At 56.0% G+C, this 14924-nt stretch carries 18 protein-coding genes and 1 tRNA gene; 14 read left to right on the top strand and 5 right to left on the bottom strand.

What is annotated here, in order from left to right; genetic code table 11:
* Window positions 1-37 precede the first annotated feature (37 nt).
* Window positions 38-127, bottom strand: a tRNA-Ser gene (locus tag ACR0MJ_RS05195).
* 123 nt (window positions 128-250) lie between these two features.
* On the opposite strand from ACR0MJ_RS05195, the gene ACR0MJ_RS05190 reads away from it, so the two are divergent.
* From ACR0MJ_RS05190 to ACR0MJ_RS05150, 9 genes are all read left to right on the top strand, one after another.
* Window positions 251-1093 carry a DUF2059 domain-containing protein gene (locus ACR0MJ_RS05190; RefSeq protein ID WP_480561510.1) on the top strand — a complete coding sequence of 281 codons (843 nt, stop codon included), beginning with the start codon at window positions 251-253 and terminating at the stop codon, window positions 1091-1093.
* A 26-nt stretch (window positions 1094-1119) separates the two neighbouring features.
* Window positions 1120-1899 (top strand): DUF2059 domain-containing protein, encoded by a 780-nt coding sequence (locus tag ACR0MJ_RS05185; RefSeq protein WP_480759632.1) that lies wholly within the window; start codon window positions 1120-1122, stop codon window positions 1897-1899.
* Window positions 1900-2132: 233 nt separating this feature from the next.
* Window positions 2133-2750 (top strand): 50S ribosomal protein L21, encoded by a 618-nt coding sequence (locus ACR0MJ_RS05180; RefSeq protein WP_170421606.1) that lies wholly within the window; start codon window positions 2133-2135, stop codon window positions 2748-2750.
* A gap of 11 nt (window positions 2751-2761) precedes the next feature.
* A complete protein-coding gene (rpmA, locus tag ACR0MJ_RS05175) occupies window positions 2762-3031 on the top strand; it encodes a 50S ribosomal protein L27 (protein ID WP_010440093.1) in 270 nt (89 codons plus the stop codon).
* Between the two features lie 95 nt (window positions 3032-3126).
* A complete protein-coding gene (locus ACR0MJ_RS05170) occupies window positions 3127-3735 on the top strand; it encodes a LysE family translocator (RefSeq protein ID WP_170595640.1) in 609 nt (202 codons plus the stop codon).
* Complete coding sequence (locus tag ACR0MJ_RS05165) at window positions 3732-4268, top strand: GNAT family N-acetyltransferase (protein WP_170393085.1); 537 nt, start codon at window positions 3732-3734, stop codon at window positions 4266-4268. The genes ACR0MJ_RS05170 and ACR0MJ_RS05165 overlap by 4 nt, the downstream gene beginning before the upstream one ends.
* Before the next feature lie 37 nt (window positions 4269-4305).
* Complete coding sequence (gene obgE, locus ACR0MJ_RS05160) at window positions 4306-5340, top strand: GTPase ObgE (RefSeq protein WP_480759628.1); 1035 nt, start codon at window positions 4306-4308, stop codon at window positions 5338-5340.
* On the top strand, window positions 5328-6434 hold the full coding sequence (gene proB / locus ACR0MJ_RS05155; protein WP_170393083.1) for a glutamate 5-kinase: 1107 nt from the start codon (window positions 5328-5330) through the stop codon (window positions 6432-6434). Before obgE ends, proB begins: the two co-directional genes overlap by 13 nt.
* Window positions 6435-6473: 39 nt before the next feature.
* On the top strand, window positions 6474-7736 hold the full coding sequence (locus ACR0MJ_RS05150) for a glutamate-5-semialdehyde dehydrogenase (RefSeq protein WP_480759625.1): 1263 nt from the start codon (window positions 6474-6476) through the stop codon (window positions 7734-7736).
* Here the strand turns inward: ACR0MJ_RS05150 and ACR0MJ_RS05145 are convergent.
* Window positions 7733-8329, bottom strand: a complete 597-nt coding sequence (locus ACR0MJ_RS05145) for a histidine phosphotransferase family protein (protein WP_480759623.1) — start codon at window positions 8327-8329, stop codon at window positions 7733-7735. The two genes, ACR0MJ_RS05150 and ACR0MJ_RS05145, sit on opposite strands and share 4 nt — an antisense overlap.
* Window positions 8330-8371: 42 nt before the next feature.
* Between ACR0MJ_RS05145 and ACR0MJ_RS05140 the strand changes: the two genes are divergently transcribed.
* The 5 genes from ACR0MJ_RS05140 to tsf all read left to right on the top strand — a co-directional run bounded on the left by ACR0MJ_RS05140 (window position 8372) and on the right by tsf (window position 12177).
* The gene (locus tag ACR0MJ_RS05140) at window positions 8372-8554 is read left to right on the top strand and encodes a DUF3553 domain-containing protein (protein ID WP_010440107.1); all 183 of its coding nucleotides are present in this window, start codon (window positions 8372-8374) and stop codon (window positions 8552-8554) included.
* A gap of 105 nt (window positions 8555-8659) precedes the next feature.
* Window positions 8660-9415, top strand: coding sequence for an L-ornithine N(alpha)-acyltransferase (olsB, locus tag ACR0MJ_RS05135; RefSeq protein ID WP_480569703.1), 756 nt, complete (start codon window positions 8660-8662; stop codon window positions 9413-9415).
* Window positions 9402-10256 (top strand): lyso-ornithine lipid O-acyltransferase, encoded by an 855-nt coding sequence (gene olsA / locus ACR0MJ_RS05130; RefSeq protein ID WP_480760299.1) that lies wholly within the window; start codon window positions 9402-9404, stop codon window positions 10254-10256. The genes olsB and olsA overlap by 14 nt, the downstream gene beginning before the upstream one ends.
* Before the next feature lie 168 nt (window positions 10257-10424).
* A complete protein-coding gene (rpsB, locus tag ACR0MJ_RS05125) occupies window positions 10425-11225 on the top strand; it encodes a 30S ribosomal protein S2 (protein WP_170405761.1) in 801 nt (266 codons plus the stop codon).
* Window positions 11226-11301: 76 nt separating this feature from the next.
* Entirely contained in the window at window positions 11302-12177 is an 876-nt protein-coding gene (tsf, locus tag ACR0MJ_RS05120; protein ID WP_480759620.1) for a translation elongation factor Ts, read from the top strand.
* 363 nt (window positions 12178-12540) lie between these two features.
* Here tsf and ACR0MJ_RS05115 read toward each other — a convergent pair whose 3' ends face one another.
* The 3 genes from ACR0MJ_RS05115 to ACR0MJ_RS05105 form a co-directional block, all read right to left on the bottom strand.
* A complete protein-coding gene (locus ACR0MJ_RS05115) occupies window positions 12541-13293 on the bottom strand; it encodes an autoinducer binding domain-containing protein (RefSeq protein ID WP_480759618.1) in 753 nt (250 codons plus the stop codon).
* Window positions 13290-13739 (bottom strand): type II 3-dehydroquinate dehydratase, encoded by a 450-nt coding sequence (gene aroQ / locus ACR0MJ_RS05110; protein WP_170509909.1) that lies wholly within the window; start codon window positions 13737-13739, stop codon window positions 13290-13292. The genes ACR0MJ_RS05115 and aroQ overlap by 4 nt, the downstream gene beginning before the upstream one ends.
* 129 nt (window positions 13740-13868) lie before the next feature.
* Window positions 13869-14870 (bottom strand): NADPH:quinone oxidoreductase family protein, encoded by a 1002-nt coding sequence (locus ACR0MJ_RS05105; protein WP_480760297.1) that lies wholly within the window; start codon window positions 14868-14870, stop codon window positions 13869-13871.
* Window positions 14871-14924: the final 54 nt, after the last annotated feature.

The following is a 14924-nucleotide window of genomic DNA, read 5'->3' as shown; positions in this document are numbered from 1 at the left end:
TGAGACCAGGCAATTTTCACTGTTTTTTAGGGCATAGTGGCGGAGAGACAGGGATTCGAACCCTGGGTGGGCTTGCACCCACAACGGTTTTCGAGACCGCCCCGTTCGACCACTCCGGCACCTCTCCGCGGGGGTCTGTGAGGGGGGGATTTAGTGGTGAACGGGCAGGGGTGCAAGCAGAAAATTCCGGATTTTGACGATAGTGGGATTTTCCATTGCCAGAGGTAAGAAAACACCTAGGCTGATATGTATGACTTACTTTATACGCCAGTTCACAATCAGCCTCATCCTTCCAATTTTCTCGCTTGGTGTCATGGCCCCGCCATCTCAGGCCGCCAGTCAGGATCAGATTGAGGCGTTTCTGACCACGACAGGGTTTGACGTTGCCTTGGAAAGCATAGCGCAGGCCTCTGCTTCGGCCCCGCAGATGCTGGGTATCGACCCTGACGGCTTCGGATCGGATTGGGCGCGTCTGACCGAAGAGGTGTTTGATACCGCTTTGATGCACGAAACGGCCGTCTCGATCCTTGAACAGACGCTTAGCGAAGAGGCGCTGGTCCACGCGGTCTCGTTTTACGCCTCGGAGTTGGGGCAAAGACTGGTCGTTGCTGAAAACGCCGCTCATATGGATGACGATGATGATGCCAAACAGCTGGCCGGGCAGGAAATCGTCTCGAAGTTGATAAAAGAAGGTTCATCTCGTGTTGAAAGCCTGAAGCGCATGAACCGTGCGGTGGACGCCAGCGGAACCTCGCTGCGCGCGCTGCAAGAGATCCAGGTGCGGTTTTTGCTAGCGGCAAGCGCGTCTGGCATTATCGACATGCAACTGAGCGGAGATGAACTGCGCGCGATGATCCAACGCAATGAAGGTGAGTTGCGTCGATCTCTGCAACTATCAGCTTTGGCAGGGGCGGCTTACACCTACCAGGATTTCTCGGATGAGGATGTCGACGCTTATGTTGACGCTCTGGAACAGCCTCTGATGCAGGAGGTCTATGAGCTGTTGAATGCGATCCAATATGAAATCATGGCGATGCGGTTTGAAGTATTAGCCGCCCGCATGGCCGAATTGCGCCCGGCGCAGGATATCTGATGCGAGTTTTAGCTACGGCACTCTGTTTGACGATCTGGGCGCTGCCTCTGGCCGCAAGCGAGCGTGCTGAAAGACTGATGCAGGCGATGCATATTTTGGATTTTATGAAAATTCTTAGTGAAGAAGGCGTGGCGCAAGGGCATGCAATCAACGAGTCGATGCTGGGCAGCTCAGGAGGAGCCTATTTTTTGGCGCAAGTTGAGGATTTGTACGATCCGACCACGATGCACCAACAACTTTCGCTGTCGGTTGGCGAGATGATGTCCGATGTGCAGCTAGAACAAGCTTCGATCTTTTTTGAAAGCGAACTGGGGCAAAGCATCGTTTCTCTGGAAAACTCGGCGCGCCGGGCCATTGCAGATGACGCGATCGAAGAGATGGCACGCAGCGCTTACGAACAGGCTGATCGCGAGGGCATGTTTTTTCGTCTTGTAGATGAATATGTGCAGGTCAACGACCTGATCGAGAAAAATGTGCAAGGCACCATCAGCGCTGATTATAGTTTTTACCAAGGACTTGCCTCTGGGCAAAGCGCCCTGTTTGACGATGCATCCGTGTTGCAGGAACTGCTAACTCAGCATGAGAACACCAGGGCGGAGACAACTGAATGGATGTACTCGTTCCTTTTATTGGCCTATCAGCCGTTGAACGAGTCTCAGATGCGAGAGAACATCGCCTTTTCCCGCACCGATGCGGGTCGTGCCTTGAATTCCGCTTTGTTCATGGGTTTTGATGAAATGCTAAACGGCATCTCTTACCAGCTTGGGCAATCCGTTGCGCAAGCCATGAAAGCGTCGGATCTCTGAGCCGCAGATTTTCGGATCTCAAAGCTGCGGATTTTTGGTTGACTTTCTTCATGAATGCTTCGATAAGCGCGCATCCCGGCCGGCTTTCCGCGCCGGGTATCGTTATTCTTTGACCTGATGGCATGTGCCAAAGGTCATTCACACAGCCCGAAAAGGGCGCGCTGTTCGAGGTGGCGAAAGCCGGAAACACCCAATCGGGGACCACAGAACGCGGTTAGACAAAGGAAAGACGCATGTTTGCGGTCCTCAAGACTGGCGGCAAGCAGTACAAGGTTCAGGCGGGCGATGTGCTCCGTGTTGAAAAGCTGGCTGCCGACGCAGGTGAAAAAGTTCAATTCAACGATGTTCTGATGCTGGGCGGCGACGCACCGGTTGTTGGTGCACCTTTCGTTGAAGGGGCAGGCGTACAGGCCGAAGTGATCGAACAGATCAAAGGTGACAAGGTCATCAAGTTCGTCAAGCGCCGTCGTAAGCACAGCTCGAAGCGTACCGTTGGTCACCGTCAGAAACTGACTCTGGTCAAAATCACCGACATCCTGTCGTCGGGCGCTGACAAGTCGGGCATCAAAGCTGCAACCGGTTCGGCACCGGCTGGCGAAGCTGCTCCGGTAGCGAAAAAGCCTGCCAAGAAAGCTGAAGCCAAAGCAGAGGCACCCGCCGCAGCTGCTGCCGCTGACGATCTGACAGCTCTTAATGGTGTCGGCCCTGCCGCTGCCAAAAAGCTGGTTGAAGCCGGTATCGAAAGCTTTGCCGCTCTGGCCGCCTTGTCGGACGAGCAGATTGCTGCTATCGACACCATCAAAGTGAAACCCGAATGGGTTGAGCAAGCCAAAGAGCTGGCTCAGGGCTAAGGAGAGAGAGAATGGCACATAAGAAAGCTGGCGGTTCCTCCCGTAACGGTCGCGACTCAGCTGGTCGTCGCCTTGGCGTGAAACTGTATGGTGGCCAGGCCGCCATCGCAGGCAACATCATCGTGCGTCAGCGCGGCACCAAGTTCTGGCCGGGCGAAGGCGTAGGCATGGGCAAAGACCATACCATCTTTGCAACTGTCGATGGCGCCGTGAAGTTCCATAAGGGACTTAAAAACCGCACCTTTATTTCGGTCCTGCCAGTGGCGGAGGCCGCAGAGTAAGCCGAAACCCAGAAGGTTTAAGAAAAATTCATGGGGGACCGGCACAAAGTGCCGGTCCCTTTTTCGTTTTAACGCAGTCGTGATCACCAGAACCGATGACAGTCGCAACCACCAGTTTCCTGATTTTTGCCGCTTCGCAGGTCGGCACGCCGGGACCGGCCAATATGGTCCTGCTGGGAACAGGTGCGCGTTATGGCTTTCGGTCGGCTCTACCCTTTGTGGGCGGGGTCATTCTGGGCAAACAGCTGATCATCTGGCCGGTTGGTTTTGGCCTGATGCAACTGGCTGATCAGGTGCCGTTGGTGTTCGAGACACTCAAATATGCTTCTGCTGCATATATTTGCTGGCTCGCGTGGAAAATTGCCAATCTGCGGCTTTCCCGAGGTCAATCGGATAAGCAAGTGCCCGGTTTTCTGGCGGGGTTAATAGTGCATCCGCTTAACCCTAAGGCTTGGGCAATGATTATCGCAGGTTTCACCGGGTTTGTGGCAACAGGAACACCCAGTTTTGAGGCGACCCTCACGATCGCTCTCTGTTTGTTAATCTGCCAGATCGTATTGCACCCGATCTGGACATTTGCAGGAGATCGGATCGCCCATGCGGTTGAAGGTCGGCCTGCAGAAAAATATCTGATGTGGACGTTAGCCAGTTTGACAGTTGCGTCCGTACTTTTTGTGTTGTTCGGAGGAGGAACGCACTCATGAAGATTGAGGCAATAATAAATCAGCCGGTCATTGAAACCGAGCGGTTCGACCTTCGCCCTCTGCGTCGGTCGGATTTGGGTCTCATTGAGCATTACGCAGGCGATGAGCGTGTGGCGCGCATGACGACATCGATCCCGCATCCATTGCCACCCGGCTCGATTGAGGCGTTTGTGATGCGCGCGATGGCCGAAGACCGGGACGAGGATGTCTGGGCAATGGATGCCACAAAGGATGGTGGCCCGGAGCTGATCGGACTGATTTCATTGACTCGGCTGGATCGCAACCAGTCCGAGGTCGGCTATTGGGTCGCCCCGGTGTATTGGAACACCGGCATTGCATCGCTGGCCGTTGAAACGCTGGTCAACGCCAATCCGCTGGAAAACGCGACCATGTTCGCCAGCGTGTTCCAGGACAACCCGGCCTCGGCCCGGGTTCTGACCCATTGCGGATTCCAGTATCTTGGCGATGCGGAAACCTATTCGGTGGCGCGCGATGCGAATGTGCCCACCTGGACCTATACAAAGAAACTCTGACTTGTGGCCGATGGGGCCTTTGCAGTAGGGGACAGCTATGAAATTTCTCGATCTTGCAAAGGTCTACATCCGGTCCGGGGCCGGAGGTGGCGGCTGCGTCAGCTTTAGACGTGAAAAGTACATCGAATACGGCGGACCCGATGGTGGGGACGGCGGTAAGGGTGGGTCTGTTTGGGCCGAAGTTGTGGACGGGCTGAACACCCTGATCGACTTTCGCTATCAACAGCATTTCTTCGCCAAGAACGGCCAACCCGGTCGCGGTCAGCAACGCACCGGTAAGGATGGTGACGACATCATCCTGCGCGTTCCCGTCGGAACCGAGATTCTGGACGAAGACGAAGAGACCGTGATTTGTGACCTGACCGAGGTTGGCCAGAGGTTTTTGCTGGCAAAAGGCGGCAACGGCGGCTTTGGCAACCTGCATTTCAAATCCGCGACCAATCAGGCCCCGCGCCGCGCCAATCCGGGGCAGGCGGGGATCGACCGCACCATCTGGCTGCGGCTGAAGCTGATTGCGGATGTGGGTCTTTTGGGCATGCCCAACGCCGGGAAATCAACTTTCTTGGCTGCCACATCCAATGCACGGCCCAAAATCGCCGACTATCCCTTTACTACGCTGCACCCCAATCTGGGCGTTGTCGGTGTCGATAACGTGGAGTTCGTCGTTGCCGACATTCCAGGTCTGATCGAAGGCGCGCATGAGGGGCGTGGAATCGGTGACCGGTTTCTTGGCCACGTGGAACGCTGCGCGGTACTGTTGCATCTGGTCGACGGCACCTCGGAAACTGTGGTCGATGACTATCGCACAATCATCACCGAGCTTGAGGCCTATGGCGGAGAGCTGGCGGATAAGCCGCGTATCACCGTATTGAACAAGATCGACGCTCTGGACGATGAGGAACGCGAACTGATCAAGGCCGAACTGGAAGAAACCGTTCGCGGCCCGGTCATAACCATGTCAGGCGTTGCGCATTTGGGCGTGACCGAGGTGCTGCGGTCCTTGCGGGCTCAGATCGATGAAAACCGCCTGCGCCAGAAACCCGCCGAGGAGGCCACGCCTTGGCAACCCTGACCCATGCCCGCCGCCTGGTGGTCAAGATCGGATCGGCCTTGTTGGTCGACCGGGATACGGGATTGCTCAGGTCGGATTGGCTGAAATCGCTGGCGCAGGACGTGGCTTGGCTGAAAGGGCAGGGGACGGATGTTGTTCTGGTTTCGTCCGGGTCAATCGCGTTGGGTCGAGGTGTACTTGGCCTGCCGATGCAGAATCTGCCGCTGGAACAGTCACAGGCCGCTGCGGCGGTTGGACAAATTCGGCTGGCCCGTGCGTATGAAGAAGCGTTGACGCCGCATGAGATCAAAACCGCTCAGGTGTTGGTCACGTTGGAAGACAGCGCGGATCGGCGGCGTTATCTGAATTCCCGGGCAACGCTGGAAACGCTGCTGAGCCTGGGTGTTGTTCCGATTGTCAACGAAAACGATACAGTCGCCACGGATGAGATCCGGTATGGCGACAATGACCGGCTGGCAGCGCAAATCGCCGTGACCATCGGCGCGGATCAGTTGATCCTGCTTTCAGATGTCGACGGGTTCTATTCGGGCAATCCCAACGAGGACACGACAGCCACCCGGTATGACGTGATCAAACAGATCACGCCCGAGATCGAGGCCATGGCAGGTGACGCGGGATCGGGGCTGTCAAAGGGCGGCATGAAGACCAAGCTGTTGGCTGCCAAGATGGCAACCGCAGCTGGCTGCGATATGGCGATAACTGAAGGATCACCCCTGAACCCGCTGAAAACGCTTGAAAATGGAGCGAGCTGCACTTGGTTCACGGCCACGCTCGATCCGCATGCAGCCCGGAAACGCTGGATTTCGGCGATGAAACCGCGCGGAGAGATCGTGATCGATGACGGCGCGGCAAGGGCGCTTTCCAATGGCAAAAGCCTGTTGCCCGCTGGCATTGTCGAGGTCACGGGTGATTTCGGTCGCGGCGATCCCGTCGCTGTTCTGGATGCGCAGGCGCGGAGGCTGGCACAGGGGCTAAGTCGCTATACCGCGCAAGAGGCGGATGCGATCAAAGGACGTAAATCGTCAGAAATCGAGGCGACGCTAGGCTATCCAGGCCGCGCGGCCCTGATCCACCGGGACGATCTGGCGCTGTAAGGGCGTGATTTGATAAACTGAGACCGAAAGGCGCTTGAGATGAAGGATTTCGACAACATTCCCGCAATGATGGCCGACCTTGGTGCGCGCGCCAAAGCAGCCTCGCAAGAGCTTGCTTTTGCCACCGCAGAACGCAAGCACGCTGCGCTGATCACAGCCGCAGACGCCGTTTGGCACAAACGTGCCGACATTATCGAAGCGAACAAGAAGGATTTGGAGTTCGGGCGAGAAAAGGGTTTGAGCCCCGCGATGATGGACCGCTTGATGCTGGATGAAGCACGCGTTCAGGGCATGGTTGACGGGCTGCGCACCGTTGCCGATCAGACCGATCCTGTGGGTGAGGTGTTGGCCGAATGGGACATGGCCTCGGGCCTCAACATTCAGCGTGTGCGCACGCCTTTGGGTGTGATCGGCGTGATCTACGAAAGCCGTCCCAACGTGACGGCGGATGCGGGTGCATTGTGCCTGAAATCCGGGAACGCCGTGATCTTGCGCGGCGGGTCTGAGAGCTTTCATTCGTCAACCGCGATCCATGCCTGTCTGGTTGAGGGGCTAGCAGCTGCTAGCTTGCCCGAAGACGCCATTCAACTGGTGCCGACTCGCGACCGGGCTGCGGTGCAAGAGCTTTTGACCATGACTGATTATGTCGACGTCATCGTTCCCCGAGGTGGCAAAGGATTGGTGGGTCTTGTGCAACGCGAGGCGCGCGTGCCCGTCTTTGCGCATCTCGAAGGCATCGTTCATATTTATGTTGATAAAGCCGCCGATCCCCAGAAGACGCTGGATGTTGTGTTGAACGCCAAAACCCGGCGCACCGGTATCTGTGGCGCGGCAGAATGCTTGCTGATCCATCAAGACGTTGCAGAAACACTGGGCCGTGATCTGATCGCTGCTCTTCAAGCTGCGGGTGTTGAAGTGCATGCCGAAGGCGTTTTGGCCAATGAAAACACCATTCCTGCGTCGGATGATGACTGGGGCAAAGAGTACCTAGATAGTATCATCGCTGCACGGCCCGTAGCAGATATCGACGCCGCGATTGCGCATATCCGGCAGTTTGGCTCAAGCCACACCGATTGCATTATGACCGAGGATACTGCGGCCGCCGAGCACTTCTTCGAACGGCTTGACAGCGCAATCCTGATGCATAACGCCTCGACCCAATTCGCGGATGGCGGTGAGTTTGGCATGGGTGCTGAGATTGGTATCGCCACCGGCAAGATGCACGCGCGCGGTCCTGTCGGTGCCGCTCAGTTGACCAGTTTTAAGTATCTGGTACGCGGAAACGGGACCACGCGGCACTAAAACCGCAGTGTCACCTGGGTTGCGGTCGTTTCTACCGTGATTCTGCGACCCATCGTCGAGGCTGTATCCGGCAGCAGGGCAAATTGAACCTGCGCCGGGCTTAGTTTTTCGGTAAATCGCCCCGAGCCAATCCCTTTCCACAGTCCCGTATTGAGGTTCAGCTTGTCAGCAACGCCAGTCACCGTCCATGCGTCGCCCTGAGTTTCGATTTCCACTTCGCCGCCGAAGGGCATCGCATTTTCACAGCACATCACAGCCAGAAACGCGAGTTTAACCTGATTGCGCGGGACAGGTTCGGTCAGGTTCCAACTGATCCGCAGGCGCCCGGCCTTTTCCACATCTTTAAGAAGCTCGACCACTTCGGTGCGACCCAATGGCTGATCGCTTGCTGATCCAAAGGCAACGCGGAAAAACCGGATGCGGGCGCCTGCACTGCGAACGCTGCCTGAAATCAGCTCCATTTCAGGGCCTTGGACTGCGCCAACCATCTCCAACAGCTCAAGCCCGTTGGTAATTGCCCCAATGGGGCTGATCAGATCATGACAGATCCGAGAGCCGATCAATTCGGCCAGGTTGACGTCTGACGCGCCCATGCGTACCTCCTGCTGCACCTGCCATTGGACCCGGAGCCCAACATGACAGATCTGAATGCCATTCTTGCACCGGGCATGTATGTCCGCCACCCCGATTTCCCCGATTGGGGCGTTGGACAAGTGCAGTCCAATATCGGAGGCAAGATCACCGTTAACTTTCGCGAGCAGGGGAAAGTGGTGATCGACGGGACACGCATAGCCCTGATGCCGGTCTTTGATCCGTGAAACTGGTTTAGGAAAGGTTAACAACTCGGGCAAAACGCGGGCTTGTTGCCTTTGGCCGAGCAATCGCGTTATCAGCGCGCAACCGCGATCGATGGAATTTTCTTGATGCCAGACGAAGGCCCCTCATTCACTGTCAAATTGGCCAATACCGAGGTTGAACTGCGGGCGGCCCAACGTCTGCGCTATGACGTGTTTGTTCAGGAATTGGGCGGTGGCGGCGAGATGGTGGATCATGAGGCGGGGCTCGAGAAGGATCGGTTCGATCCATACTTCGATCATATGCTCGCCATCGACGATTCATCTGGAGAGGTGATCGGCGTCTATCGACTGCTTCCTGGTGAGCGAGCTGCCGAACTGGGGCAATTCTACTCCGAGGATGAATACGATCTCACCGTTCTGAAACAAAGCGGGCGCAAGCTGTTGGAGCTTGGACGCTCGTGCGTGCATCCGGATTATCGTGGTGGCACGGCGATGTATCATCTGTGGAATGGTCTGGCTGCATACGTCACTGAGCGTGGTATTGAGATCTTGTTCGGGGTCGCGAGTTTCCACGGAACCGACGTGAGCAAATTGGCGCAGCCGCTGTCGATGCTGCATCACAACCATCTTGCCCCGCTGGATTTGCGGGTTCGGGCCCAGCCAGAGGTATTTCAATCAATGGACCTTTTGGCACCCAACGCGCTGGATCGGCGCGCGGCGATGGTTCAAGTGCCGTCTCTCATCAAGGCCTACCTTCGCCTCGGTGGATTCGTGGGCGAGGGGGCATTTATCGATCATGCCTTCAACACAACCGATGTGTGTCTGATCCTTGACACAGCCCGCATGAATGAGCGTCAGCGGCGTATTTATGGTGGAGCATAACCCTGTGAGCGACCCATCGTGGCAAAGTGAAGACGCTCCTGATCCAATTGAGCTTGGTTTCTTAGGTTGGGTCCTGGTGATACTTCGCGGTCTGCCGCTGGCCCTTTTGGTTTTTGGGGGGCTGTTCGTCTTATTGGCCATACGTCTCATCGAGCGACCGCTTTATGGCGTTCAACGGCCGGTGACACCGTTCATTTCTCAGTTCGTTTGTCGCAATGCATTTCGAATTCTCGGGATCAGATTTCGCACCTCTGGCGCGCTCATGCAGGAACGCGGCGCTGTGGTTGCAAACCATACGTCGTGGTTGGATATCTTTGCGCTGAATGCGCGTAAGCGCGTGTATTTCGTATCGAAAGCCGAAGTTGCAAAATGGCCCGGCATCGGCTGGCTGGCACGCGCGACGGGTACGGTCTTTATCGAACGTGATCGCAAGAAAGCCCGCGAGCAGACCCGGATTTTCGAGGAACGTCTGAAAGCCGGGCACAAGCTGTTGTTCTTTCCTGAAGGCACCTCGACCGACGGACAGCGAGTTTTACCCTTTAAAACAACACTCTTTGCCGCGTTCTTCACTGAAGAGCTGCGGGAATTCATGTATGTTCAACCGGTTTCGGTCATCTTTCACGCTCCCCAAGGTCAGCCCGATAGGTTTTATGGCTGGTGGGGCGACATGGATTTCGGACCGCATTTGCTTAAGACTTTGGGGGCACTTCGACAAGGCACCGTGGAATTGATCTACCACGCGCCAGCCAAGGTTAGCGACTTTGAAAACCGCAAAGCTCTGGCAGCCCATTGCGAAGACGCGGTACGTCATGCGCATTCACTGGCGCGGCTTGAAAAATAGGGGCATTTGGCCCTTGCACTGATGCTAAACCTGCCGTATACGCGCGCCATTCAAACCCGCAGGCGGGGTTTGGGCTTTTTGAGGGAGACATCCTTATCTGGCCCGCCGGTTGGAGCATCCGCTTCTTTCACCCCCGCCGAGGCGTAAACCGGAAAAGGAAAGTAAAGCATGGCTCTTCCCGAGTTCACCATGCGTCAGCTGCTAGAAGCTGGCGTTCACTTTGGTCACCAGACACAGCGTTGGAATCCCCGCATGGGCCCGTTCATCTACGGCTCGCGCAATGGCATCCACATCATGGACCTGACTCAGACCGTTCCGATGCTGGATCAGGCTCTGCAGGCTGTTCGTGATACCGTCGCAAAAGGTGGCCGCGTTCTGTTCGTAGGCACCAAGCGTCAGGCAGCTCAGCCGATCGCAGATGCCGCTGAAAAGTCGGCTCAGTACTACATGAACCACCGCTGGCTGGGCGGCACGCTGACCAACTGGAAAACCGTTTCCCAGTCGATCAACCGTCTGAACCAGATCGACGAAGCCATGGAATCGGGTGCCGAAGGCCTGACCAAGAAAGAGCGTCTGGGCATGGAACGTGACCAGGCCAAGCTGCAGGCTTCACTGGGCGGTATCCGCGAGATGGGTGGCGTTCCGGATCTGCTGTTCGTTATCGACGTCAAGAAAGAAGCACTGGCTATCGCCGAAGCCAACAAGCTGGGTATCCCGGTTGTGGCTGTTGTCGACACCAACTGCTCGCCCGATGGCGTTGACTACATCATCCCCGGCAACGACGACGCAGCGCGCGCAATCGCTCTGTATTGCGATCTGGCCGCACGTGCCGCTCTGGACGGTATGACCGCTCAGATGGGTGCTGCTGGCGTTGACCTGGGTGCGTTCGAAGAGGCGCCGGTTGAAGAAGTGGTTGCCGAAGAAGCACCCGCTGAAGAGGCCGCACCGGAAGTCAAAGCCGAAGCGTAAGCTGCCCGTCACGTAAATGACATATGGGGCAGGGTAGACCTGCCCCAATTCCGTTTGAATTGAGGAGAGCCAAAAGATGGCAATCACAGCAGCAATGGTAAAAGAACTGCGCGACTCGACCGGCGCAGGCATGATGGACGCAAAAAAAGCGCTGACCGAAACCGGCGGCAACATGGACGAAGCCGTTGACTGGCTGCGCACCAAAGGCCTGGCCAAGGCGGCCAAGAAATCGGGCCGTACTGCAGCGGAAGGTCTGGTTGCTGTTCACGTCAACGGCGGCAACGGTGTTGCAGTCGAAGTGAACTCGGAAACCGACTTCGTTGCGAAAAACAGCGAATTCCAAGAGATGGTCGGCAAGATCACCTACGCAGCCGAAGGTGTTGATGACGTCGACGCGCTGCTGGCTGTCGATCTGGGCGGCAAGTCTGTTGCAGATACCCTGACCGACAAGATCGCCACCATTGGTGAAAACATGTCGGTCCGCCGTATGTCGAAACTGTCGGGCGATACCGTCGTGTCCTACGTTCACAACGCGGCGACAACCGGCATGGGCAAAATCGGCGTTCTGGTTGCTCTGTCCGGCGGCGATGAAGCCTTCGGCAAGCAGGTTGCAATGCACATTGCAGCGGTGAACCCGGCGGCCCTGTCCGAGGCGGACATGGATCCGGAAGTTGTCGAGAAAGAGAAGCAGGTCCAGATGGACATCGCTCGCGAATCCGGCAAGCCGGAGCAGGTGATCGAAAAGATGATCGTCGGTCGCATGAAGAAATTCGTCGCCGAAGCGACCCTGCTGAACCAGGACTTCGTTGTGAATCCTGATCTGACCGTCGAAGCGGCTGCCAAAGAAGCAGGTGCTACCATCACCGGTTTTGTCCGCATGGAAGTAGGCGAGGGCATCGTGGTCGAAAAAGAAGACTTCGCTGCCGAAGTTGCAAAGGCAGCCCAAGGCTAAAATCTTTTGCAGCTTCGGTTGGAGGCTGCAACAAATACCGAGCCCGGTTGCATAGCGCAGCCGGGTTTTTTTCATGTCAAAAGCCTGTGAACCAATGCTTGCGAAGATTAGTGAATTGAGGGGCCCTGCATGATGGGGATGGAAGGGCCCCTCAATAATCCCGACAAAGAGACGTGGACGAATAGACGCCTCGGTGTCAGAGCGATCAGAGAGCTTTGGTATTACAAAGATCCGATCAAAACGTTCCCTGGCTAAAGCCACCACTCACGGAACAATATCAATTTGCAATTTTATCGGGAGATTCGGAAAGTCATGTATTCCTTACCCTAGGTCAATTTGATGCTAATTAGCATCAAAATAGGGTCATGCTTCCATCACAAACATCTGATTCTGCAACGCGGCCTTCAACACGGCCTGTGCCGTTGTTTCAACCGAAAGCGCCTCACGCGCGAGTCTCAGGTGTTTTTCCACCGTTGCCGAAGTCAAACCCATCAATAGCGCGATGTCCTGCGTGGTCTTTCCGTCACCGACCCATTGCAAAGCTTCGCGCTGGCGTTTGGTCAGCGCGCGGTTCGGGGCATGATATGGCAAGGTCAGGATTTTGAGATGGGCAACATTGTTCATCAGAAGGATATCGTCGCCGTGCTCGTTCCAAACCTCGTCCATCTCCTCCTGGCTGTGATTACGTGCCGCAAGCGAAATCGCCCCTTTGGAACGCATCGACACCGAGTTGAAGCTGACCGTATAACCTACTGTAATATCACGCGACTTATTGAACTCAAAAACCCGAAGCTCTTCGTTCGACATGACCCCGCTGGACATCATGTCCTGTATCATGCTCCAACTTGCAGCGCCTTCGTTGTTCAGCGCCCATTTCAGCATGGGGGCGTGAAAATACAGGCCGGATTGAAGGAACCCTTCCAAGTAATCCGAGCAGTGATTGGTCAGGATTACAAAGTCTTCTGGATCGCCCAGCGAAGTCGCAGTTCGGTATTGCGTATACCCATACAACAGCCGGTCGAAGCCATACTCTTCCATCTGGCGGCAATGTGCATCCCAAAGCTCTTCCAGAGTTTTCGTGTAGCTCAGAAAATTCAGATACTCTTTGAGGGTCATCCTGTGTCCCTCTCAGCCAGATGCGCGGCAATCGCGTTCAGTGCAAGAACATAGCTTTGCGCGCCAAAACCACAGATCTGTCCAATCGCGACTGGTGCGATATGCGATTTGTGACGAAACGCCTCGCGCGCGTGGATGTTAGATAAATGAACTTCAACCACGGGTACTTCGGCCGAAGATATCGCATCCATCAGCGCAATCGATGTATGCGTGAATGCGCCTGCATTCAGTACTATGCCATCCTGAACGCCGCGTGCCGCGTGGATCGCATCAATCAGCGCGCCTTCGTGATTGGATTGGAGATGGGTTATGTTTTGACCCAGCGTTTCACCATGCGCAACGCACAGGTCCTCGATCATCTGCAACGTCGTTGCGCCGTAGACCTCGGGTTGCCGTGTACCAAGCAAATTCAGGTTCGGACCATTCAGAACCAGTATATTGTGCATATTCAAACTGTCCCCATCTTCCTTTTTTCATAAACATGAATTTAAAGGTCGTCCAGCGACCTTCGCTCTTATGAGTAGAGCTTCATTGACGCATGCAGGTTGCTGGATCGGCTCAATCCCAGCCTCTATTCAATTATCTTCCATCGTGACCACAACTTTACCGAGAGCCTCGCGCCGTTCGAGCATGCCAATTGCCTCTGCCGCCTGGGTTAGCGGAAATTGTGCACTGATACGGGGTGAAATCTCTCCCGAACCATATAGGCGGAACAACTCGGCCAGGTTCTGTGTGTGCCCTTTCGGGTCGCGAAATACGGACGCGCCCCAGAACACCCCGACGATCTGACAGCCCTTGAGCAAAGTCAGGTTCAGCGGAATGCTGGGGATGCCGGCAGGAAAGCCAACAACCAGATAACGCCCACCCCATGCCATACTTCGCAAGGCGGGCTCAGCGTAGTCTCCGCCGACCGCGTCGTAGACCACATCCACACCTTCGCCCCGGGCCAGTGCCTTTATCTCGGCGGACAGGGCCTTTTGCGCTTCGCGGTCCAGATCGCGTGGGTAGATCAGCGTCTGGTCTGCGCCAATATCTCTGCAAAACAATGCTTTACCTTCAGACGAGACCGCCGCGATCACATGTGCCCCCATCGCTTTGGCTAGCTCGATCGCCGCAGACCCAACGCCACCGGCGGCCCCCAGAACAAGTACTTTTTCGCCGGACTTAAGTAGCGCACGGTCCTTGAGGGCGTGGTATGAAGTGCCGTAGGTGAAGACAAAGCTGGCCGCATCTTCAAACGGCATCACGTCGGGTATCTTGACGGCAGTCGCTGGTTTGAGCTTCAGATGCGTAGCGAACCCTCCGTGCCCTGTGAGCGCCAGAACCCGATCACCAGGCGCGAAGTCTGTGACGCCTTCTCCGACCGAGACAACTTCTCCGGCGATTTCACCACCTGGCGCAAAGGGGCGGGGTGGTTTTATCTGATAGAGGTCCCGGATCATCAGCGTATCAGGGAAGTTCACCCCGGCGGCGCGGATACGCAATACAATTTCATCTGACTCAGGGGTTGGATCGGGCAGGGTGGTCAGTTCCAAACTCTCGGGGCCGCCTGGTGTGACGCTGAGTAATGCCTGCATGTTTTTCATTTGCCTCTTGCTTCACCTGTTTTGAAATCGTTGGATTGTCAGCAC

The sequence above is a fragment of the Ruegeria sp. C6 genome (genome assembly GCF_056537625.1).
Note: the sequence above shows the minus strand (reverse complement) of the source record. Positions and strands in the feature narration are given on the sequence as shown.

Bases quoted from the DNA above. Each gene is read 5' to 3' on its own strand.
- ACR0MJ_RS05190 (WP_480561510.1), top strand. From the start codon at position 251: ATGACTTACTTTATACGCCAGTTCACAATCAGCCTCATCCTTCCAATT.
- ACR0MJ_RS05180 (WP_170421606.1), top strand. From the start codon at position 2,133: ATGTTTGCGGTCCTCAAGACTGGCGGCAAGCAGTACAAGGTTCAGGCG.
- rpmA (WP_010440093.1), top strand. From the start codon at position 2,762: ATGGCACATAAGAAAGCTGGCGGTTCCTCCCGTAACGGTCGCGACTCA.
- ACR0MJ_RS05170 (WP_170595640.1), top strand. From the start codon at position 3,127: ATGACAGTCGCAACCACCAGTTTCCTGATTTTTGCCGCTTCGCAGGTC.
- ACR0MJ_RS05165 (WP_170393085.1), top strand. From the start codon at position 3,732: ATGAAGATTGAGGCAATAATAAATCAGCCGGTCATTGAAACCGAGCGG.
- obgE (WP_480759628.1), top strand. From the start codon at position 4,306: ATGAAATTTCTCGATCTTGCAAAGGTCTACATCCGGTCCGGGGCCGGA.
- ACR0MJ_RS05150 (WP_480759625.1), top strand. From the start codon at position 6,474: ATGAAGGATTTCGACAACATTCCCGCAATGATGGCCGACCTTGGTGCG.
- ACR0MJ_RS05145 (WP_480759623.1), bottom strand. From the start codon at position 8,329: ATGGGCGCGTCAGACGTCAACCTGGCCGAATTGATCGGCTCTCGGATC.
- ACR0MJ_RS05140 (WP_010440107.1), top strand. From the start codon at position 8,372: ATGACAGATCTGAATGCCATTCTTGCACCGGGCATGTATGTCCGCCAC.
- olsB (WP_480569703.1), top strand. From the start codon at position 8,660: ATGCCAGACGAAGGCCCCTCATTCACTGTCAAATTGGCCAATACCGAG.
- olsA (WP_480760299.1), top strand. From the start codon at position 9,402: ATGGTGGAGCATAACCCTGTGAGCGACCCATCGTGGCAAAGTGAAGAC.
- rpsB (WP_170405761.1), top strand. From the start codon at position 10,425: ATGGCTCTTCCCGAGTTCACCATGCGTCAGCTGCTAGAAGCTGGCGTT.
- tsf (WP_480759620.1), top strand. From the start codon at position 11,302: ATGGCAATCACAGCAGCAATGGTAAAAGAACTGCGCGACTCGACCGGC.
- ACR0MJ_RS05115 (WP_480759618.1), bottom strand. From the start codon at position 13,293: ATGACCCTCAAAGAGTATCTGAATTTTCTGAGCTACACGAAAACTCTG.
- aroQ (WP_170509909.1), bottom strand. From the start codon at position 13,739: ATGCACAATATACTGGTTCTGAATGGTCCGAACCTGAATTTGCTTGGT.
- ACR0MJ_RS05105 (WP_480760297.1), bottom strand. From the start codon at position 14,870: ATGCAGGCATTACTCAGCGTCACACCAGGCGGCCCCGAGAGTTTGGAA.